The organism is Pseudomonas sp. KH_046_2 (genome assembly GCF_057838985.1).
Genome location: NZ_CM174480.1, coordinates 542227 through 559909, shown reverse-complemented (window position 1 = coordinate 559909; position 17683 = coordinate 542227). Strand labels below are relative to the sequence as shown.

General features: G+C 60.8%; 14 protein-coding genes. 5 read left to right on the top strand and 9 right to left on the bottom strand.

The features are described from left to right. Positions 1-36 precede the first annotated feature (36 nt). The 3 genes from AC3IX1_RS02520 to AC3IX1_RS02510 are packed head-to-tail and all read left to right on the top strand — an operon-like array spanning position 37 to position 3022. A complete protein-coding gene (locus AC3IX1_RS02520; protein WP_489387007.1) occupies positions 37-1212 on the top strand; it encodes an NAD(P)/FAD-dependent oxidoreductase in 1176 nt (391 codons plus the stop codon). Beyond that, entirely contained in the window at positions 1209-2021 is an 813-nt protein-coding gene (locus AC3IX1_RS02515) for an aldo/keto reductase (protein WP_489387006.1), read from the top strand. The genes AC3IX1_RS02520 and AC3IX1_RS02515 overlap by 4 nt, the downstream gene beginning before the upstream one ends. A gap of 32 nt (positions 2022-2053) precedes the next feature. Further along, complete coding sequence (locus tag AC3IX1_RS02510) at positions 2054-3022, top strand: metal ABC transporter ATPase (protein WP_489387005.1); 969 nt, start codon at positions 2054-2056, stop codon at positions 3020-3022. A gap of 126 nt (positions 3023-3148) precedes the next feature. Here the strand turns inward: AC3IX1_RS02510 and hldE are convergent, their stop codons facing one another. Further along, complete coding sequence (gene hldE, locus AC3IX1_RS02505; RefSeq protein WP_489387004.1) at positions 3149-4573, bottom strand: bifunctional D-glycero-beta-D-manno-heptose-7-phosphate kinase/D-glycero-beta-D-manno-heptose 1-phosphate adenylyltransferase HldE; 1425 nt, start codon at positions 4571-4573, stop codon at positions 3149-3151. A 204-nt stretch (positions 4574-4777) separates the two neighbouring features. After that, a complete protein-coding gene (msbA, locus tag AC3IX1_RS02500; protein ID WP_489387003.1) occupies positions 4778-6580 on the bottom strand; it encodes a lipid A export permease/ATP-binding protein MsbA in 1803 nt (600 codons plus the stop codon). Positions 6581-6734: 154 nt separating this feature from the next. Here msbA and AC3IX1_RS02495 point away from each other — a divergent pair, with 154 nt between their 5' ends. After that, on the top strand, positions 6735-8597 hold the full coding sequence (locus AC3IX1_RS02495) for an O-antigen ligase family protein (protein WP_489387002.1): 1863 nt from the start codon (positions 6735-6737) through the stop codon (positions 8595-8597). Beyond that, positions 8597-9817 (top strand): acyltransferase family protein, encoded by a 1221-nt coding sequence (locus tag AC3IX1_RS02490; RefSeq protein ID WP_489387001.1) that lies wholly within the window; start codon positions 8597-8599, stop codon positions 9815-9817. The genes AC3IX1_RS02495 and AC3IX1_RS02490 overlap by 1 nt, the downstream gene beginning before the upstream one ends. A gap of 27 nt (positions 9818-9844) precedes the next feature. Here the strand turns inward: AC3IX1_RS02490 and AC3IX1_RS02485 are convergent, their stop codons facing one another. The 7 genes from AC3IX1_RS02485 to AC3IX1_RS02455 all read right to left on the bottom strand — a co-directional run bounded on the left by AC3IX1_RS02485 (position 9845) and on the right by AC3IX1_RS02455 (position 17597). Beyond that, positions 9845-10729 (bottom strand): glycosyltransferase, encoded by an 885-nt coding sequence (locus AC3IX1_RS02485; RefSeq protein ID WP_489387000.1) that lies wholly within the window; start codon positions 10727-10729, stop codon positions 9845-9847. Further along, positions 10726-11880: a glycosyltransferase family 4 protein gene (locus AC3IX1_RS02480; RefSeq protein WP_008016942.1), complete on the bottom strand. Its 1155-nt coding sequence runs from the start codon at positions 11878-11880 to the stop codon at positions 10726-10728. The genes AC3IX1_RS02485 and AC3IX1_RS02480 overlap by 4 nt, the downstream gene beginning before the upstream one ends. Continuing rightward, positions 11877-13319: a PIG-L deacetylase family protein gene (locus AC3IX1_RS02475; RefSeq protein ID WP_489386999.1), complete on the bottom strand. Its 1443-nt coding sequence runs from the start codon at positions 13317-13319 to the stop codon at positions 11877-11879. Before AC3IX1_RS02475 ends, AC3IX1_RS02480 begins: the two co-directional genes overlap by 4 nt. 8 nt (positions 13320-13327) lie before the next feature. Further along, complete coding sequence (locus AC3IX1_RS02470; RefSeq protein ID WP_489386998.1) at positions 13328-14224, bottom strand: antimicrobial resistance protein Mig-14; 897 nt, start codon at positions 14222-14224, stop codon at positions 13328-13330. Continuing rightward, complete coding sequence (locus tag AC3IX1_RS02465; RefSeq protein ID WP_489386997.1) at positions 14224-15354, bottom strand: glycosyltransferase; 1131 nt, start codon at positions 15352-15354, stop codon at positions 14224-14226. Before AC3IX1_RS02465 ends, AC3IX1_RS02470 begins: the two co-directional genes overlap by 1 nt. Further along, positions 15338-17095: a carbamoyltransferase family protein gene (locus AC3IX1_RS02460; protein ID WP_489386996.1), complete on the bottom strand. Its 1758-nt coding sequence runs from the start codon at positions 17093-17095 to the stop codon at positions 15338-15340. Before AC3IX1_RS02460 ends, AC3IX1_RS02465 begins: the two co-directional genes overlap by 17 nt. A gap of 166 nt (positions 17096-17261) precedes the next feature. Then, positions 17262-17597 carry a YceK/YidQ family lipoprotein gene (locus AC3IX1_RS02455; protein WP_489386995.1) on the bottom strand — a complete coding sequence of 112 codons (336 nt, stop codon included), beginning with the start codon at positions 17595-17597 and terminating at the stop codon, positions 17262-17264. Positions 17598-17683: the final 86 nt, after the last annotated feature.

Below are 17683 nucleotides of genomic sequence, written 5' to 3'. Positions count from 1 at the left end.
ATACTGCGCCCTCGTCTTGAACACAGAGGTCGCCGAATGCCATCCGTTATTTCCACCGACGTGCTGATTGTCGGCGCTGGTGTCGCCGGCCTCTGGCTGAATGCGCGCCTGCGTCGCCAGGGTTTTTCGACCGTGCTGGTGGAAAGCGCCAGCCTCGGCGGCGGGCAGAGTGTGAAGTCCCAGGGCATCATCCACGGCGGCGCCAAATACGCGCTGCATGGCGCCCTGACCGGTGCCTCGGAAGCCATTGCCGACATGCCGCGCCGCTGGCGTGAAGCCCTGGCCGGTGACGGCGAGCTGGACCTGTCCGGCGTACGCCTGCTGTCCGAAGCCCATTACCTCTGGTCCCCCGGCACCCTCGCCGGTAACCTCACCAGTTTCTTTGCCAGCAAAGCCGTGCGCGGTCGCGTCGATCAGGTCAAGGGCGAGCAATTGCCGCCAGCCCTGCAAGACAAGCGCTTCAAGGGCAAGGTCTATCGCCTGGCGGAACTGGTGGTCGATGTGCCGAGCCTGATCCAGCGCCTGGCCGATCTGGCCGGAGATGGCTTGCTCGCCGGGCAAAAGATCGAGCCGCTGCTCGAAGGCGGCGTACTGGTCGGCCTGAAGGTGGACGAGCGCGAGATCCGTGCCCAGCGCATCGTCCTGAGCGCCGGCGCCGGCACCGCGGCATTGCTTGAAACGCTGGGTCTGAGCCAGCCTGCCATGCAGCGCCGCCCGTTGCACATGATCATCGCCAAGGGGCCAAGCCTCAAACCGCTGTACGCCCACTGCCTGGGTGGTGGCACCAAACCGCGTATCACCGTGACCACACACCCGGCGGCAGATGGCCAATGGGTCTGGTACCTGGGCGGCGATATCGCCGAATCCGAAGGCGTGACCCGCGAGCCCGCCGAGCAGATCGCCACCGCACAGAAAGAACTCGGCCTATTGCTGCCTTGGATCGACCTGAGCACGGTGCAATGGGCGACCTTGCGCGTGGATCGCGCCGAACCGCTGCAATCAGGCCTGACCCGACCCGACAACGCCTTTGTGGCCGAGGAGGGGCGACTGCTGGTGGGCTGGCCGACCAAACTCGCCCTGGCACCGGACTTCGCCGACCGCGTGATCGCCAGCCTGACCCGTGACGGTATCCAGCCAAGCCACCCGGCAGCACTGCCTGAACTGCCGAAACCGCCGATGGGCGTACCTGCCTGGGAGCAACTGCTGCCATGAGCCAACCGACCCTGCATGACTTGCATCGCCCGCTGGGCAGCACTGGCCTGCTGGTTTCACCCCTGGGCCTGGGCACGGTGAAACTGGGCCGCGACCAAGGGGTGAAGTACCCCAATGGCTTCCGGATTCCCGATGACGATGAAGCACGCATGCTGCTCAAACTCGCCCGCGACCTGGGCATCAACCTGATCGACACCGCCCCGGCCTATGGTCGCAGCGAAGAACGCCTCGGCCCGTTGCTGCGCGGCCAGCGTCAGGACTGGGTGATTGTCAGCAAGGTCGGTGAAGAGTTTGCCGACGGCCAGTCCCGTCACGATTTCAGCGCTGCGCACACACGCATGTCGGTGGAGCGCAGCCTGCAACGCCTGGAAACGGACTTCATCGACCTGGTGCTGGTGCACTCCGATGGTAACGACCTGGCGATCCTCAATGACTGCGAAGCCTATGAGACTCTCGCCGCGCTCAAGGACGAAGGCAAGATTCGCGGTTTCGGCTTTTCCGGAAAAACCGTCGACGGTGGCCTCAAGGCACTGGAGCAAGGCGACTGCGCGATGGTCACCTACAATCTCAACGAACAAAACGAGAAGGCCGTCATTGACTATGCTGCTGCACACGGCAAAGCCATTCTGGTCAAGAAAGCCCTCGCCAGTGGTCATGTCTGCCTGAGTCCGGGCGTGGATCCGGTGCGCGCCAGTTTCCAGTTGTTGTTTGAACATCCGGGTGTTGCCAGTGCTATTGTCGGGACCATCAATCCGCTGCACCTCGCCCACAATGTCGCGACCGTTGCCCAGGTCCTACGTAGCCACTGACGCCGCCCACGCGGCCTTAAGCAGGAGCCGACATGTCGCGTACGCTCATCAGAAAGAACCCGAGCAACTTCAAGACCCTGCCGTTATTCGTCGAAGCGACCCCCGAAGGCCTGGCTTATCAGAGCGTCGGCAGGCCGCTGAATTTCTCCCAGACCCTGCAACGTCGTCGCCCGGTGACGGTCGGCGACAGCGAGCGGTTTGCCCTGGAGCTGGCCAATCTCGGAGTTTCGGTACGCCTGACCCTGCATTGGCAGAATCGCGATTATTGGGTGCTGGTGCGCCAACGCCGGCAGGACCGTGGCGATGTGGTGCTCAAGCTGATTTCCGGTTACGTGCCGGCCCATGAACTGAACCTGCCCTTGCACACGGCGATCCAGGAGATTGCCGAAGAATGCCTGCTGGAAACCCCGGAAGGCTGGCTCGGCGGGCGGTTCAATGACACCTGGCTGCCGGCGCCCTACTCGGCCGCGCTGCATTACCGTGAAGCCCTGCCGTTTCGCTTGTCGCCACTGTCCGGCTCGGCGCGGCCGGTACGTTGCGCCAACCTGATGCTGATAGAGCGTCCACGGGCTTACGTGCATTTGCCAACGGCCTCACTGCAACTGATCTACGACTTGCGCCTGGACGTTCCCAAGGAAGCCAAATCCCTGAGCCTGTTCCATGTCGATGAACGACTGGAAGGCGATCAACTCGTCGCCCGCCTCGACCGCAAGCGCCCCGATCTGTACTTGATGCCCTTGCAGGACGGCCACCCGATGGCTGAGCTGTACACCTTGAAAAAGGATCAGCTGTACCCGGCCAGCACCCGCGGACTGTACCTGGCCGAGAGTTTCGCCCAACAGGAAGGCTGGCTGGTTCGCGATGAGCGGATTCGCTGGAAGGACTGGGTTCGCCAGCAGGGTTTGACGCCGCCGGGAAAGGATTCGGGCCTGGCGCGGTTGCGCGGCAAGGCCAAATTGCTGCTGAAGAAAATCGTGCCGCGTAAAAAAGTCAGTTCCTGAAGGTGTGCACATAACCCTGTAGGAGCTGGCTTGCCAGCGATGGTCGTTAACGATGACGCGTATCTACTGATTCAACGCGTGCGCCCTGACTCCATCGCGAGCAAGCTCGCTCCTACAAAAGCTGCGTTATTCGGACTTGCGGATCTTCTCGACAATCGCCGTGGTCGAGCTGTTTTCCACCAGCCCCAGCACTTTCACGGTACCGCCGTAGGCCGTCACGATGTCCGCGCCGACCACCTGGTCGATCCCGTAGTCGCCGCCCTTGACCAGCACGTCCGGCTTGACCGCGCTCAGCAGGTTTTCCGGAGTGCCTTCCGAGAAGCTGATCACCCAGTCCACCGCACCCAGGCCGGCCAGTACCGCCATGCGCCGGTCGACACTGTTGATCGGACGACCCGGCCCTTTCAGGCGGCTGACCGATGCATCGTCGTTGATCGCAACGATCAGGCGATCGCCCTGGGCCCGCGCCTGTTCCAGATAGGTCACGTGACCGGCGTGCAGGATGTCGAAGCAACCGTTGGTGAACACGATCCGCTCGTTGTGCGCGCGGGCGTCATCGACCGCCAGCAACAGCTGCTCAAGACCCAGCACACCGCGCTCGGAACCCTCCTCGCGCTGGATCGCACGACGCAGTTCCGGCGCACTGATGGCCGCCGTACCGAGCTTGCCGACCACGATACCCGCCGCCAGGTTGGCCAGGGCCACCGCGTGGGGCAGTTCTTCGCCCGCGGCAATAGCGGCCGCCAGGGTGGAAATTACTGTGTCGCCGGCACCGGTCACGTCGAACACTTCACGGGCGCGAGCCGGCAAGTGCAGCGCCGGGTGATCCGGACGCAGCAAGGTCATGCCGTGCTCGCCACGGGTCACCAGCAAGGCACCGAGGTCCAGGTCATGCATCAACTGCGCGCCCTTGCTCACCAATTCGTGCTCGTCGGCGCAACCACCGACGATGGTTTCGAATTCGTTGAGGTTTGGCGTGATCAGGCTCGCACCACGGTAGATCGAAAAATCCTTGCCCTTGGGATCGGCCAGCACCGGAATGCCACGGGCACGGGCGGCCTGGATCAGCGCCTGATGGTTTTTCAGCGCGCCTTTACCGTAGTCGGACAGCACCAGCACCTTGATGCCTTCGAGCAACTCGTCGACCTGCGTGGCCAGCGCCAGCGCGTCGGTGGCGAAGGGTTCTTCGAAGTCGATGCGCAGCAATTGCTGGTGACGGCTCATGACCCGCAGCTTGACGATGGTCGGCTGGTGCGCAATGCGCTGGAAGATGGCCCGCACGCCAGCGCCCTTGAGGCTGTTGACCAGGCTGTTGGCGGCTTCATCGTCGCCGGTGACACCGACCAGCGAGGCCGGAGCCCCCAGGGCGGCGATGTTCAAGGCAACGTTGGCAGCACCGCCCGGGCGGTCTTCGATGTGATCGACCTTGACCACCGGCACCGGTGCCTCAGGAGAAATCCGTGAGGTACCACCATGCCAGTAACGGTCGAGCATGACATCGCCGACTACCAAGACAGGGGCTTGATCGAATCGCGGCATGGACAACTTCATGGTGCAACCCACATACAGAATGAACAGGGGCGCGATATTAACACAGGGTTGGTGTCGGCTAGTGCGGTGGCTGCAACCGGATGATTCGCCGGGTTTTATTGCTCATTTTTTGAGCAGCAGATTCGCCAGACGACGACACGCATCGCTCATTTCCATCGCTTGCATATCGATGCGAAAGGGCGAGCCAGGCTCGCCCTTTCGGGGTCAGGCGATATCTTCGGCCGGGGCGTCGAGGCCCATCGCGTTGAGGCGCGAGTAGTAGCCGTTTTGCGCCAGCAGTTGTTCATGGGTGCCGCGCTCGACGATTTTCCCCTGATCCATGACCAGGATCAGGTCGGCCTTCTCGATGGTCGACAAGCGGTGAGCAATTACCAGCGTGGTGCGACCTTTCATGACCTGATCCAGGGCTGCCTGAATATGCCGCTCGGACTCGGTATCGAGTGCCGAAGTCGCCTCATCGAGAATCAGCAGCGGAGCATTCTTCAACAGTGCCCGGGCAATCGCCAGGCGCTGGCGCTGGCCACCAGACAGCAGCACGCCGTTTTCCCCGACCTGGGTGTCCAGGCCTTCAGGCAATTGAGCAATGAAGTCCATCGCGTAGGCATCCTTGGCCGCCTTTTCAATGTCTTCACGGGGTGCACCAGCCAGGTCGCCATAGGCAATGTTGTTGGCCACGGTATCGCTGAACAGAGTTACGTGCTGAGTCACCTGGGCGATATGCCGACGCAGGTTCAACAGCTTGTACTGTTCCACTTCGACGCCATCGATGAGGATTTCGCCCTTGTCGTGGTGATAGAAACGCGGAATCAGGTTGGCCAGGGTCGACTTGCCGCTGCCCGAACGTCCCACCAGCGCGACCATTTGCCCGGGCTCGACCGAGAAACTGATGTCATTGAGCACCTGACGCTCGGTGTCAGGGTAGGTAAAGCTGAGGTTGCGCACGTCCAGGCGACCGCTGACGACATCGCGCTCGACGGTGCCGGTATCGACTTCAGGCTGGACATCCAGTTGCTCGAAGATACTTTCGGCACCGGCCACACCCTTCTGGATGGTCGAGCTGACTTCGGACAGCTGGCGAATCGGCTTGGGCAGCAAGCCGGCCAGGGTGATGTAGGCCACCATGTCGCCGGCGGACGCATCGCCACGCAGGAACAACACCAGGAACATCAGTACGGCCATGGCGGTGTAGATCACCAACTGCAGCAGCGGCGTGTAGATGGCGCCGGTGCGGGTCATGCGCAATTGCTTGTCGGTGTTGCCCTGGCTGGCGTCGAAGAAGCGTTTCTCTTCGTACTTTTCACCGCCGAAGCTGCGCACCACGCGATAACCCTGGATGGTCTCGGAGGCAACGTGCGTCACGTCCCCCATGGCCAGCTGGATTTTCTTGCTCTGCTTGCGGAATTTCTTGCTGGCCGTGCGCACCATGAGGGCGATCAGCGGCAGGATGGCGACCATGACCAGCGTCAGGCGCCAGTTCATGTACAACAGCGAGGCAAACAGGAAGATCACCGTCATGCCTTCACGGATTACGACCTTGATCGCATCTGTTGCCGCCCCCGTGACCATGGTCACGTTGAAGGTGATACGTGAAATCAGGTGCCCCGAGTTATGCTTGTCGAAATACCGGTTTGGCAACACCAGCAGGTTGTTGAACAACTGGACCCGCAAGTCATGGACCAGGCCCAGGGAAACCTTGGCCAGGAAGTAGTTGCCCAGATACGACCCCAACCCTTGCCACGCGGCGATCAGGATGATCAACAACGGCACCGCCTGCAGCAGTTGCAGATCCCGCAGGTAAGGCACACTCGGAAACAGCACCGCTTCAGGGTTGGACAGACCGTCGACGAAGTACTTGAGGATGTAGCCCAGCATTGGCTGCGTCGAAGCGAAAATCAGAAAACCGACGATGCTGATCAGGAACAGGCTGATATACGGCCGGACATAGCCGAGCAGGCGGAAGTAGATTTTCAAGCTCGATGGGCTTGCGGAGAGACTGGAGTCGGTCATATCACGCGAAAGTCGATGAAAAGGACGCTGACTTTACCACAGCTTCCCCAGGGTTCTGGCAATCGCATACAGTCTGTGTATTGTGGCGCGTCAAATAGCCACCAGATGTCCCTGCCTTGGTATGGTCGCTCAATTCAGGAATAAGTTACCCCGTATGCAATTAAACGCTTTGAACAGCACGTCCAACAGAATCTTCGATTTCATTTGTTTGTGGATCCTTCCGCTCGGTTATTTATTGCTGCTTTGTGCGCTGTTTTTCCTGCCGGGGCGCAGTGTGCATCACAAGCTTTACTACGGCCTGTTCAGCATTCCCGCACTGATTGCACTGTGCCTGCGTCCACGGATCGGCAAAGAGTTGCTGCACGAACCGATCGTCATTGCAGCCCTGCTGTTTGTGGCGTGGGCACTGCTTAGCCTGAGCTGGGGGCCGGGCGGCGAAATCGACTTTGGTCAGGTCAAACCGTCATTGCATACCCTGATGCTGTTCGTTGGCTGCTACCTGCTGGTGCGCTATCGCAGCGAAATCATTCAGCCCCTGCTGTTCTGCGCCGCGACGGTGGCGCTGGTCATCTCTGTCTACAACCTGTACTGGTTCGACCAGATCTATCAACCGGAAATGCGTCTGATCGGCCTGGGCGCTTTCGACAATCCACTGCTCAGCTCCCACGTTTTCGGCTTTTTTTGTACCTACTGGCTAAGCCTGAGCATGACCTGCAAGCGACGTCAGATACTTTGGCTGAGCGTACCAGCGATGGCGATCATGTTCGCCACAGTGCTGGCCACCGGTTCCAGGACCCCACTGGTTGCACTGACGCTGGCTGCGCTGTGGCTGTGTTTCATCTGCTGGAATCGACGCTCGGTCTTCATGCTTGGTGCCATATTCTTCGCCGGTACGGCGACTTTCGCGTTGTTTGCGGACAAGATCTTCGAAAGAGGCAGTTCCTTCCGCCTCGAGCTCTGGCAATTGACCTTGGGCAGGATCGCTGAGCACCCATGGATCGGGCACGGCTACAACGCCAAACTGACCCTGGACCCCGGCGTCGGCTACAGCCTTCAGGAACCCCATAGCTTTTCCTTGGGCGTGCTCTACTACGTCGGCATTATCGGCCTGCTGCCATGGCTGTTCTTTCTCACATGGAGCTTCATCAGCAGCCGGCGCCATCGCGTGCAACCGCTGTTTATCATTGCCTCAGCCTGGCTGGCCTTCGGTATCGGCGCGGGCCTGACCGAAGGTGGCGGAATTATCTCTCGCCCCAAGGAGCACTGGTTCCTGCTGTGGATCCCCTTGGCACTGATTGCCGCATTGAGCATCAATCAACGGGCCCGGCGCCTGCTGGACATGCCGATCAAGACCACGACGCCAGGCGCCCTGCAACAGCTGACTGCCGATGCCCGGATTATCGAAGAGGATGGTTTGGGCCCCAAGGTCCTGCGCCTGACCGACGGCAGTTTTCTCAAGCTGTTCCGCCGCCGTCGCTGGTACACCTCGGGCAGTTTCACGCCCTATTCCAATCGTTTCGCCATCAACAGCCTGCAATTGCGCAGCATGGGCATTGCGACACCGCACATCCTCGACCTTTACCGGTTCGAAGACGGCAGCACCGCCGTGCATTACTCCCCGTTGCCGGGCAACACGCTGCGCCAGATCCTGCAAGGCATCACCGCCCCGGCGGTGCGCCAGGCACTGGTGGAGCGTTTCGGCAAATTCATGGCTCAACTGCACCAGCAAGGGGTCTACTTCCGCTCCCTGCACCTGGGCAATGTGCTGGTGCTGGAGGACGGCGAGTTCGGCCTGATCGACCTGGCCGACCTGCGAATATACCCCTCGGCATTGAGCCCTTCCCTGCGCCGGCGTAATCTGCGCCACATGCAGCGCTACGCATCAGATCGGCATTGGCTGTTCGAGGATCACTTCGAAGCGCTGCTGCAGGGATACGCCGCGGCGGCTTCGAAAGCCGACGTGGATAATTTGCACAGGCACGTGCTGGCCGGGAGTCCTCCAGCCCAGGCTCACTGATGATAGAAACCAACCCGCTTATCGCGATGACGGCCTACCTGCTCGCCATCGCGACCGCTGCACTACTGTTGCGCAGCGTGCCGAGTTTCACCCGACAGCTGGAGCATTGCGGCGAAAGCCGCTTTGCCGGCATCGACGGCTTGCGCGGGTATCTGGCCTTCGGCGTGTTCGTGCACCACTCGATCATTACCTGGATCTTTCTGCAAACCGGTGTGATCGATTTTCCGCCGAGTAGCTTCTACTCGCAACTCGGCCAGGGCAGCGTCGCCCTCTTTTTCATGATCACCGGCTTTCTGTTCTGGGACCGTTTGCTCACCCACGGGCGGCAACACGACTGGCTGGCATTTGCGGTATCGCGGCTGTTTCGCCTCTACCCGCTCTACCTGCCGCTGATGTTGACCGTGTTTATCTGCGTGTTCTATCTACAGGACTGGGAACTCAAGGACTCCGGTACCCAGCTCATCGGCCAGACCCTGGCCTGGCTGGCCTTCGACCGGCCAGACGTCAACCAGTACCACCAGACCGGCATGCTGATCTCCAACGTCACCTGGACGCTGGGGTATGAGGTGTTTTTCTACCTGGCCCTGCCACTGGCCGCCATGGTGTTCATTTATCGCGGCGGCTGGATGCAGACGGTGCTGTGCCTGATCGGCATCTACGTCCTGTACCAGGTGGTCGGCTGGGAACACTCGCTGAAGAAGCACTTCCTGGCCAGCTTCCTCGGCGGCATCGCTGCGGCGTACTGGATTCGCCGTCCACAATGGGTCGCCTGGAGCCTGTCTCCGCTGGCGGGCATCATCGCCCTGCTCGCATTGGCGATCGCCTTTACGGCGTTCAACCGGGCATTCAACCTGGGAGCGCTGCTGCTGCTTTCACTGTTCTTTGTCATCGTGGCGTCCGGCAATACCTTGTTCGGCGCCCTGAGACCACGCAGCATCCGCTGGCTGGGGGAAATCAGCTACAGCACGTATTTGCTGCACGGTTTCGTGCTCTGGGTTCTGGTGCAGCGACTGCCGCCGCTGTTGCATCTTGATGCCCGGCAAGCCTGGGTCTTCCTGCCGTTGCTGGCAGCGTGCAGTTGCCTGCTGATCATCATCAGCAGCCTGACTTACCAGTACATCGAGAAGCCCGGCATCAATGCCGGCAAGAAAACCCTGCACTGGTTACGCCAGAACAGGAAGTCCGGGGAAGAACTGGAGAAGACGGCTCAACAACGTTGAGCAATCCTCTTGAGTCGAGCCTGCGGCTCAGTCCTTCTCCAGCCGTGAGAAATACATCCGGCCCAGCCCGCGCCAGGTTTTCTTGTTCCAGGCCTTGAACGGAATCTGCGCCAGCAACTCCCGCGCCAGCTTGCGATCACGGTTGGCGGTCTTGAGGAACATGGAATTGAGAAACTTGTAGCGCACCTCGTCATACAGCGGGTGATCGCTGAAGAGCGCGTAAGTACGCAGGATGCTGTCGATCATGAAGCGGTGGTTCTTGTAGGAGTTGGTGGCGTGCTTGCGATAGCGCGCCATCAACATATTCAGACCATCGATGAAGTAACCGGCATGGGTCACCTTCAACTCGATCAGCAAGTCTTCCAGGCGAATGGTCGGGTCGAAACCGCCCACCTTGTCCAGTGCTTCGCGACGGATCATCAGGGTGGGAGCCGGAGGATAGGGCTTGCGCTCCAGGAACATGTCATCGAAGTCCAGACGACGGAACGGCACATCCCGGCGCTGGCGCTTCTCCGGGTAGAGATTGCCGTCGGCATCGATCAGTTCGATGTTACCGGCACAAATGCCGACCTCTGGCTTGCCGTCCATATGCGCGACCTGGGCGGCGATTCGCTCCGGCAGCATGATGTCATCCGAACCGAACGGCACGATCAGGCTGCCCTTTGCCCGGGCAATCGCACCGTTGAGGGTATTGGTCAGCCCCTGGTTTTCCTGGACCCGGAAGTCGAAACCATGGATGGCCTGCAACGCCTTGATCCGCTCGACGCTGTCATCCTTCGAGCCATCGTCGACCACCAGCAACTCGATGTTCCGATAGGTCTGGTTGAGAACGCTGAGAATGCTTTCCTCGATGTAAGGGGCGTGGTTGTACGACGCGATAATGACCGTGACGATGGGTTGCGCGTCGTTCATGGCTGCTCCTTGCGGGCCTGTTCCAGGCCGGAGTCGATCAGATTGAGGTATTCGCGACGGAACTCCTCGATGTCATGGTGCTGTTGCAGATAACGGAAAGCCTGCTCGCCCTTGGCCTTGAGCTCGTCATCCGAAAGACCAAGGTAAGTGTCCAGAGCCGCCTGCAGCGTCGGCACATCCTTCGGCGTAATCGCCAGGCCACCGGCCCCCTCGATAAGCGGCAACATGGCCGGCACGTTCGAGGCAATTACCGGCAAATGCCCGCTCATGCCTTCAAGCAGCGCCAGCCCGAGGCCTTCGGCCAGGGAGGGCATGGTCCAGATATCGAAAGCGCGAATGTACTGCAGGGCAATTTCCTTGAACCCCAGCAAATGGGCGCGGCCACTGAGGCCGAGGCGGTCGATTTCCGCCGCCAGGCGCGACTCTTCGCGGCCGGCACCAATGATCGCCAACTGGGTATTGGGGTATTTGTCCTTGAGCGCGGCAAAGGCCTGCAGCAAATAGATATGGCCCTTGACCGGCACCAGTCGCCCCAACGCACCGATCAGCCGCACCGACGGATCGATGCCCAGCATTTCACGGGCCTTTTCACGACTGTGCTGCAGGCCTTCGGCTTGCTCGATGTCGATGGCATTGGTGATGGCGTAGGTATTCTGGTCGGTGAAGCCGCAGTCACAGTCCAGCAGATACTGTTTCACCGCAGGCGACACGCCAACGAAGCGCCAGTGACGATCGATCAAGCGCTGGGTCTGGCGGCGCCGGTAAAAACGGTCGTACTCGCCAAAGCCGTGGGAAATGCCGATGCACAACGGCACTTTCAACCAGCGGTTGAGCGCCAGCATCATGTTCACCGGTTTGAAGCGGTTGCAGATCACCACATCGAATTTTTCCCGACGGCAGAACTTGTACAGCTGCCACATGGCCCGCAGGCGCATACCCTTGAGGGACTTGTCGGAAAACTCGAAGTACACCGAACGGTCGGCCCGGCTCACTGCTTCGCCCGGCCCGGGTTTGCCGCGTAGAAACGCGGCGGTCACCTCATAGCGATCACTGGGCAGGGCCTTGACGATTTGCTCCGCGAGGTCGGCGAAATCATGGGCTTTGACGTTGTAGTCAGGCTGCAGTTGCAGGACCTTTGACCGCTGACTCATAACTCTCCCCGCTGAGAAACATTGCCTGGTGTGTGCTTGATGGACCACAAAAGCTCGTGGCGCCGGACGGCCTTGCGAAAGAATTCGTTCTGGCCATAGGTGGGCGGCAACCGGCCGGCCAACAAGCGTTGGATCAACCGGCGCAAGCGACGCTTGAACGGCATCGCCGGCTGCAGGTCGTGCATCATGCCCAACGCCATGGCCTTGTCTCGCTGTTGCTCCAGCGGCAAGGGCAGACAATAAGGCTGCATCGGTTGGGCCGGATCGAAGGCCGGCGGCAAGGCGATGCCATCACCGGTATCGCCCATCGGCCAGCGGTCGTTGTCGTGCAGGTGGTTGGCATAGCCCAATAGCGTGGTCGGCTGCCAGTCCAGGCCTTGCAAGGCTTCAAGGACCGCCGCCTGAGCGCAGATATGATCGGGATGCGGATCCAGGGTCGGATGCGGCAGGACGATGACCTCGGGCCGGGCCCGCAGCAGCAACTCTCGCAGATCCGCCAGCAGATTGTTCCAGGTCGGCACGCCATCGGCATCGCCCGGCAGCGCGAAAGGATTCAACTGACGGAACAGGCGGGTATCGCACAGGTCCGCTTCCCGCGATCCTGCCGCCACCGCAGGCGCGGCCTGCATGCTCGCCAGTTGCAGACAGAAATAACCCAGTTGTACGCAGCGGGCCTCGGGTACACCGGCCCAACGTGGCACGGCGATGCTGTCCCAGGTGCGCAGACGACCTTTCAAGCGGGCCGCATCGACCTTGTTCAGACCCATCTGCCGGTAGTGTTCGGCTTCGATTTCGCCCGCTGTCAGCGTGACGATCCAGGTTTCGTCGGCCTGGCTGTACAAACCGTAGGCCGCCAGCTCGGCGTCATCGGCATGGGGCGCGATGACCATGACCCGCTGACGCCGGTAATCCGGATGTTCCAGTGCCCACAGCACAGGCTCACCGAACACGCGACAGAAACGCCCACGCAAGCGCAGCTCACCACGGGACAGCGCCTGAGCCTGACCACTGAGATTGAGGTAACGCAGGCCGTTTACGCCCCGTTCGAAGGTTTGTCGGTCAGGGTTTTCGCCCCCCGCCAACTCGACCACTGGATCGATAAAACGTCCCAGCCAGGTGCTTTTTACCCGCAGGGCCAGCACCAGCGTCGCGTCGTCGACCAGCATCACCCCCTCGTCCAGCCGCAAATGTTCACCGCTCAGGTGCACCTTGGGTTGGGGCGTGTACGGGGGAAAGCTGTACTGGTAATCGTCTTTCGGTGAGTAGAACAGATGGTCGGCAAACCAGGCTTCGTGGGCAATCCAGCCCAGAACCGCCAGCACCAGCGGCAACCACCAGGCCACCAGCACACCCATGACGATCAACAGCACCAGCGCAATCAACAGACCGATACGTTTATTGCGCCGATGGCGCTTGAGCAGTTGCTGTTTGCGGCTCATGGCTTGGCTCATACGGTGAAGACCGGCACGGGGTTGCACCAGCGATCCTTGTATTCACGGTCGGCGCGACCGAAGGAAAAGCGCAACGGTTTGTCCTGCGCTCGGGCATGCTCCCAAGCGCTTTGGGTATTGAGGAAACTCAATACGCTACCGGGACTGAACTCACGAGTCTCGGGATCGACCCCGCCGTTGATGTACTCGACACTGATCCACTGCGAGGTTTCGACGCGGTACACCAGTTGAATCGCAATCGGCGCATCGTTGAGGAAAATCACCGAACCGATCAGCAACTCGCGCAGCAACTCGATGACCTCGGCCATGCGTTCGGCACCCGTCGCCGGGAAACCCCAGCGACGCTGGAACAGGTCGCAGTAAATCGCCGCCAACTCAGCGCTGGAAAATTCGGACACCGGCCGCACCACGCCACCGGCCTCTTCCAGCAAGCGCAATTCGCGGCGCTGGTTATAGCGAAATTTTTTCGACAGTTCTTCGGGCGTGCGGGCCATGGCCAGTTGTTCGGTTTGCAACTTGATGCCGGTGAAACGGCCTTCGTTCAGCGCCGACAGGTACCGCGCGCGATGGCGCAAAGGCGCCTGGGTATCGGCAGCGGCCGGCAGGATGATCTCGGCGTTGCCCAGGTCGAACAGACCTTTCTTGCCGCGACGCTTGAGTACGTCCTTGGACAAGGCCAGGTCGCGGCCCCAGGTCGGGATCGCCGCCTTGACCTCATCACCCTGCACCCAGGCCAGGTAACGCACCGGAATGTCAGCCAGTTGCGCCAGCCGCTCGACCACCATGGGATGAGTCGCGACGCTGCCGCCATAACGCTGCCAGGTTTCGGCGTAAGTCGAGGCGTCGACTACCGCCCAGCCACGCTCGCGCCAGCCTTGAAATCGGTTGAGCATCAGCCCCTCTGTGCCAGTTCGGTAACGTGTGGCAAATGCCAGAAAGCATCGCGCACTGCGCGGTCGGAAAAGCGTTCGCGCAAGCGCTCGAGCATCAACTCGGCACACTGCCGGCGCTGCTGATCATCCATGCCGGCCAGATGTTGCAGCCCTTGGGCCAGACGCTCGGCATCACCCAATGGGAACAGGATGCCCACGCCTTCGACCACCTCTTTCGCTCCGCCGCACGCCGTGGCCAGCAAAGGAACTCCAGCGGCCATGGCCTCCAGCAGCACCATGCCGAACGGTTCGTGATCGGAACTCAGGGCGAACACATCGAAGGCCCGGAAGTAGTTGCGCGCGTCCGGTACCTGACCGAGGAACAGAACCCGATCACCGATGCCTAGTTCCCGAGCCTGGTCCTTGAGGTTCTCCTCCAGGCGCCCCTTGCCGAGAATCACCAGCTGGCTGTTGGCGGGCAACCCCGGCAACGCCTCGGCGAAACCCTGCAGCAGCGTGGCCTGGTCCTTGTCCGGATGCAGCCGCCCGACGTTGCCGACGATCCACGCATCCGCCGACAAACCAAGGGTTTCCCGGGCCTCGCGAGCCGACACCTGGGTCGCCTGCAAGGCGTCCACATCGATACGGTTGTACAAGGTCTGGATCCGCGAAGCCGGCCACTTCGGCAGGCATTGGCGCATGTCGTCGCGCACGGCGTCGGACACACCGAGCAGACTCAAACGCTTGCGGAAAATATGCGCGAACAGTTTGCGGCTGCCACGTTTGTAATCGTCAAAAGCGTGATGCACGCCAATGACCGGCAACGACGTGCCGAGCAAGGCGATATAGATCGGCTTGAAGCGGTGGGCGATGCAGAAACTGAAGTTGCGCGACGCGGCGATCTTGCGCAGATCGCCGATGGCACCCAGCTTCAGGCCGCGAATGGCCTTGGAGCTGTACTCCATGAACAGCACTTCGTCGGAGGCGCAGCCCGCGGCGACTTCGGCATCGGCAACCCCGGTGAGAAACACCGTGGTCACTCGATAACCGGTCCCCGCGAACAGGCTGGCGTACTGCCGTGCGCAGTCCAGGAACGGCCCGTCATAGCCGTGGCAGAACTGCAGCACATGGCGTTCAGCCGAACGTGTCATAGGCGTTCGCGCCCTCTTTGACCACCAGGATGTCTTCCATGATCAGATACTGTAGATCCGAACCGAAGAACATGTTCAGGGCGTCGGTCGGCGAACAGATCATCGGCTCGCCACGACGGTTGAGCGACGTGTTCAGCGACACACCGTTGCCGGTCAGCACTTCCAGCGCTTTCATCATGTCGTAGTAACGCGGGTTGTATTCGCGCTTGAGCACCTGGGCGCGGGAGGTGCCGTCTTCATGGACGACTTCCGGCACGCGGGTCTTCCATTCTTCCGCCACTTCGAAGGTGAAGGTCATGAACGGAGCCGGGTGATCGATCTTGATCATCTGCGGCGCCACGGTGTCGAGCATCGACGGGCAGAAAGGCCTCCAGCGCTCGCGGAACTTGATCTGGTGGTTGATGCGGTCAGCCACGCCCGCAATGCTCGGGCAACCGATGATCGAACGACCGCCCAAGGCGCGCGGACCAAACTCCATGCGACCCTGGAACCAGGCCACCGGGTTGCCATCGACCATGATTTTGGCGATCTGCTCCGGCATGTTGTCGAGCTTGCGCCACGCCGGCTTGTTCTCGTGACGGGCGCATGCGGCAATCACGTCTTCGTTGCTGTACGACGGGCCGAGGTAGACGTGTTCCATCTTCTCGACCGGTACGCCACGGGCGTGGGACACATAGGCCGCTGCGCCGACTGCGGTGCCGGCATCACCGGATGCAGGCTGTACGAACAGCTCTTTGACGTCGTCGCGGGCAATGATTTTCTGGTTGAGCTTGACGTTCAACGCACAGCCGCCGGCGTAGGCCAGTTTGCCGGTTTCCTTGAGCACGTCGCCCAGGTAATGGTCGATCATCTGCAGCGCAATTTTTTCGAACAGCGCTTGAATGCTGGCGGCGTAGTGGATGTAAGGCTCGTCGGCGATGTCGCCTTCGCGCTTTGGACCCAGCCACTCGATAAGCTTCGGTGAGAAGTAGTAACCCTTGCCCTTCTCTTTGTAGCGACGCAGGCCGATCACGTTGGCGTAGTCGGTGTTGATCACCAGCTCGCCGTTTTCGAACGAAGCCAGGCGCGAGAAATCGTACTTGCTGGCGTCGCCGTACGGCGCCATGCCCATGACCTTGAACTCACCGTCGAGCATATCGAAACCGAGGAACTCGGTGATCGCACCGTACAGGCCGCCGAGGGAGTCCGGATCGAAGAATTCCTTGATCTTGTGGATCTTGCCGTTTTCGCCATAACCGAAGAAGGTCGTGGCGTACTCGCCCTTGCCGTCGATGCCCAGGATCGCGGTTTTCTCTTTGAAACCGGAGCAGTGATAAGCGCTGGAGGCGTGGGCCAGGTGGTGTTCGACCGGCTCGATCTTGATCTTCTTCGGATCAAAACCCAGTTGCTCCAGGCACCAGACGATCTTGTTGCGATAGCGCTTGTAGCGACGGTTGCCCATCAGGATCGCGTCGAGGGCGCGGTCCGGGGCGTACCAGTAACGCTTGGCGTACTGCCAGCGGGCCTTGCCGAACAGGCTGATCGGTGCGAATGGAATTGCGACCACGTCAACGTCGGACGGCTTGATACCGGCCTGTTCCAGGCAGAATTTCGCCGATTCGTAGGGCATGCGGTTCTTTGCATGTTTATCGCGTACGAAGCGCTCCTCTTCAGCCGCCGCGACCAGCTTGCCGTCGATATACAGGGCTGCGGAAGGATCATGGCTAAGGGCGCCGGACAGGCCAAGAATCGTCAATGCCACAGGGGTCTAGCCTCTTTAGTCTGCATGCAGGCGCAAGCGCCTCAAAAATTAATGTGCCCTCGCAAGGGGCGAGAGACAGCTAAAGGGCGGGATTATAGCGTAAAAGCAGCGGCAAACCTCTAGCCGCAAGCGGCATGCAACTACGGCCGGGGCCTCGTGACATTTTTTATCCGCGCGCAGGTCGCCAATAGATGGAAATATTGCCGTCCACGCTTTGCCGGTAAATCGTGTACGGCAAGACAACGGTGTCCAGCGCGCCAGACAGGGCCAGGTCCACCAATACGAGTGGCACAAGGATACCCGTAGGGTCTGGTGGTGCATTCAATACACAGAAGTCGTAGGCCAGGCCGCTGTAGACCCGGGGAATGGATTGGCAATAGGTCTTTTGCCGGCGCAGCCCCTGCGCGGCCTGGGCTTCATCCTGCAGGATGGTGGCGGCGGTCCCGCAGCCCGTTAGCGACACTGATAAAACACCCGCTGAAACTGCCATTTTGATCGTCAAAGCCTGCCCTCCGAGAACGTCAGGCAAACTAGCATCGGGGCGATTCGGGCCACAGTTCATGACTTCCCAAGAACGCGTAGGACGGT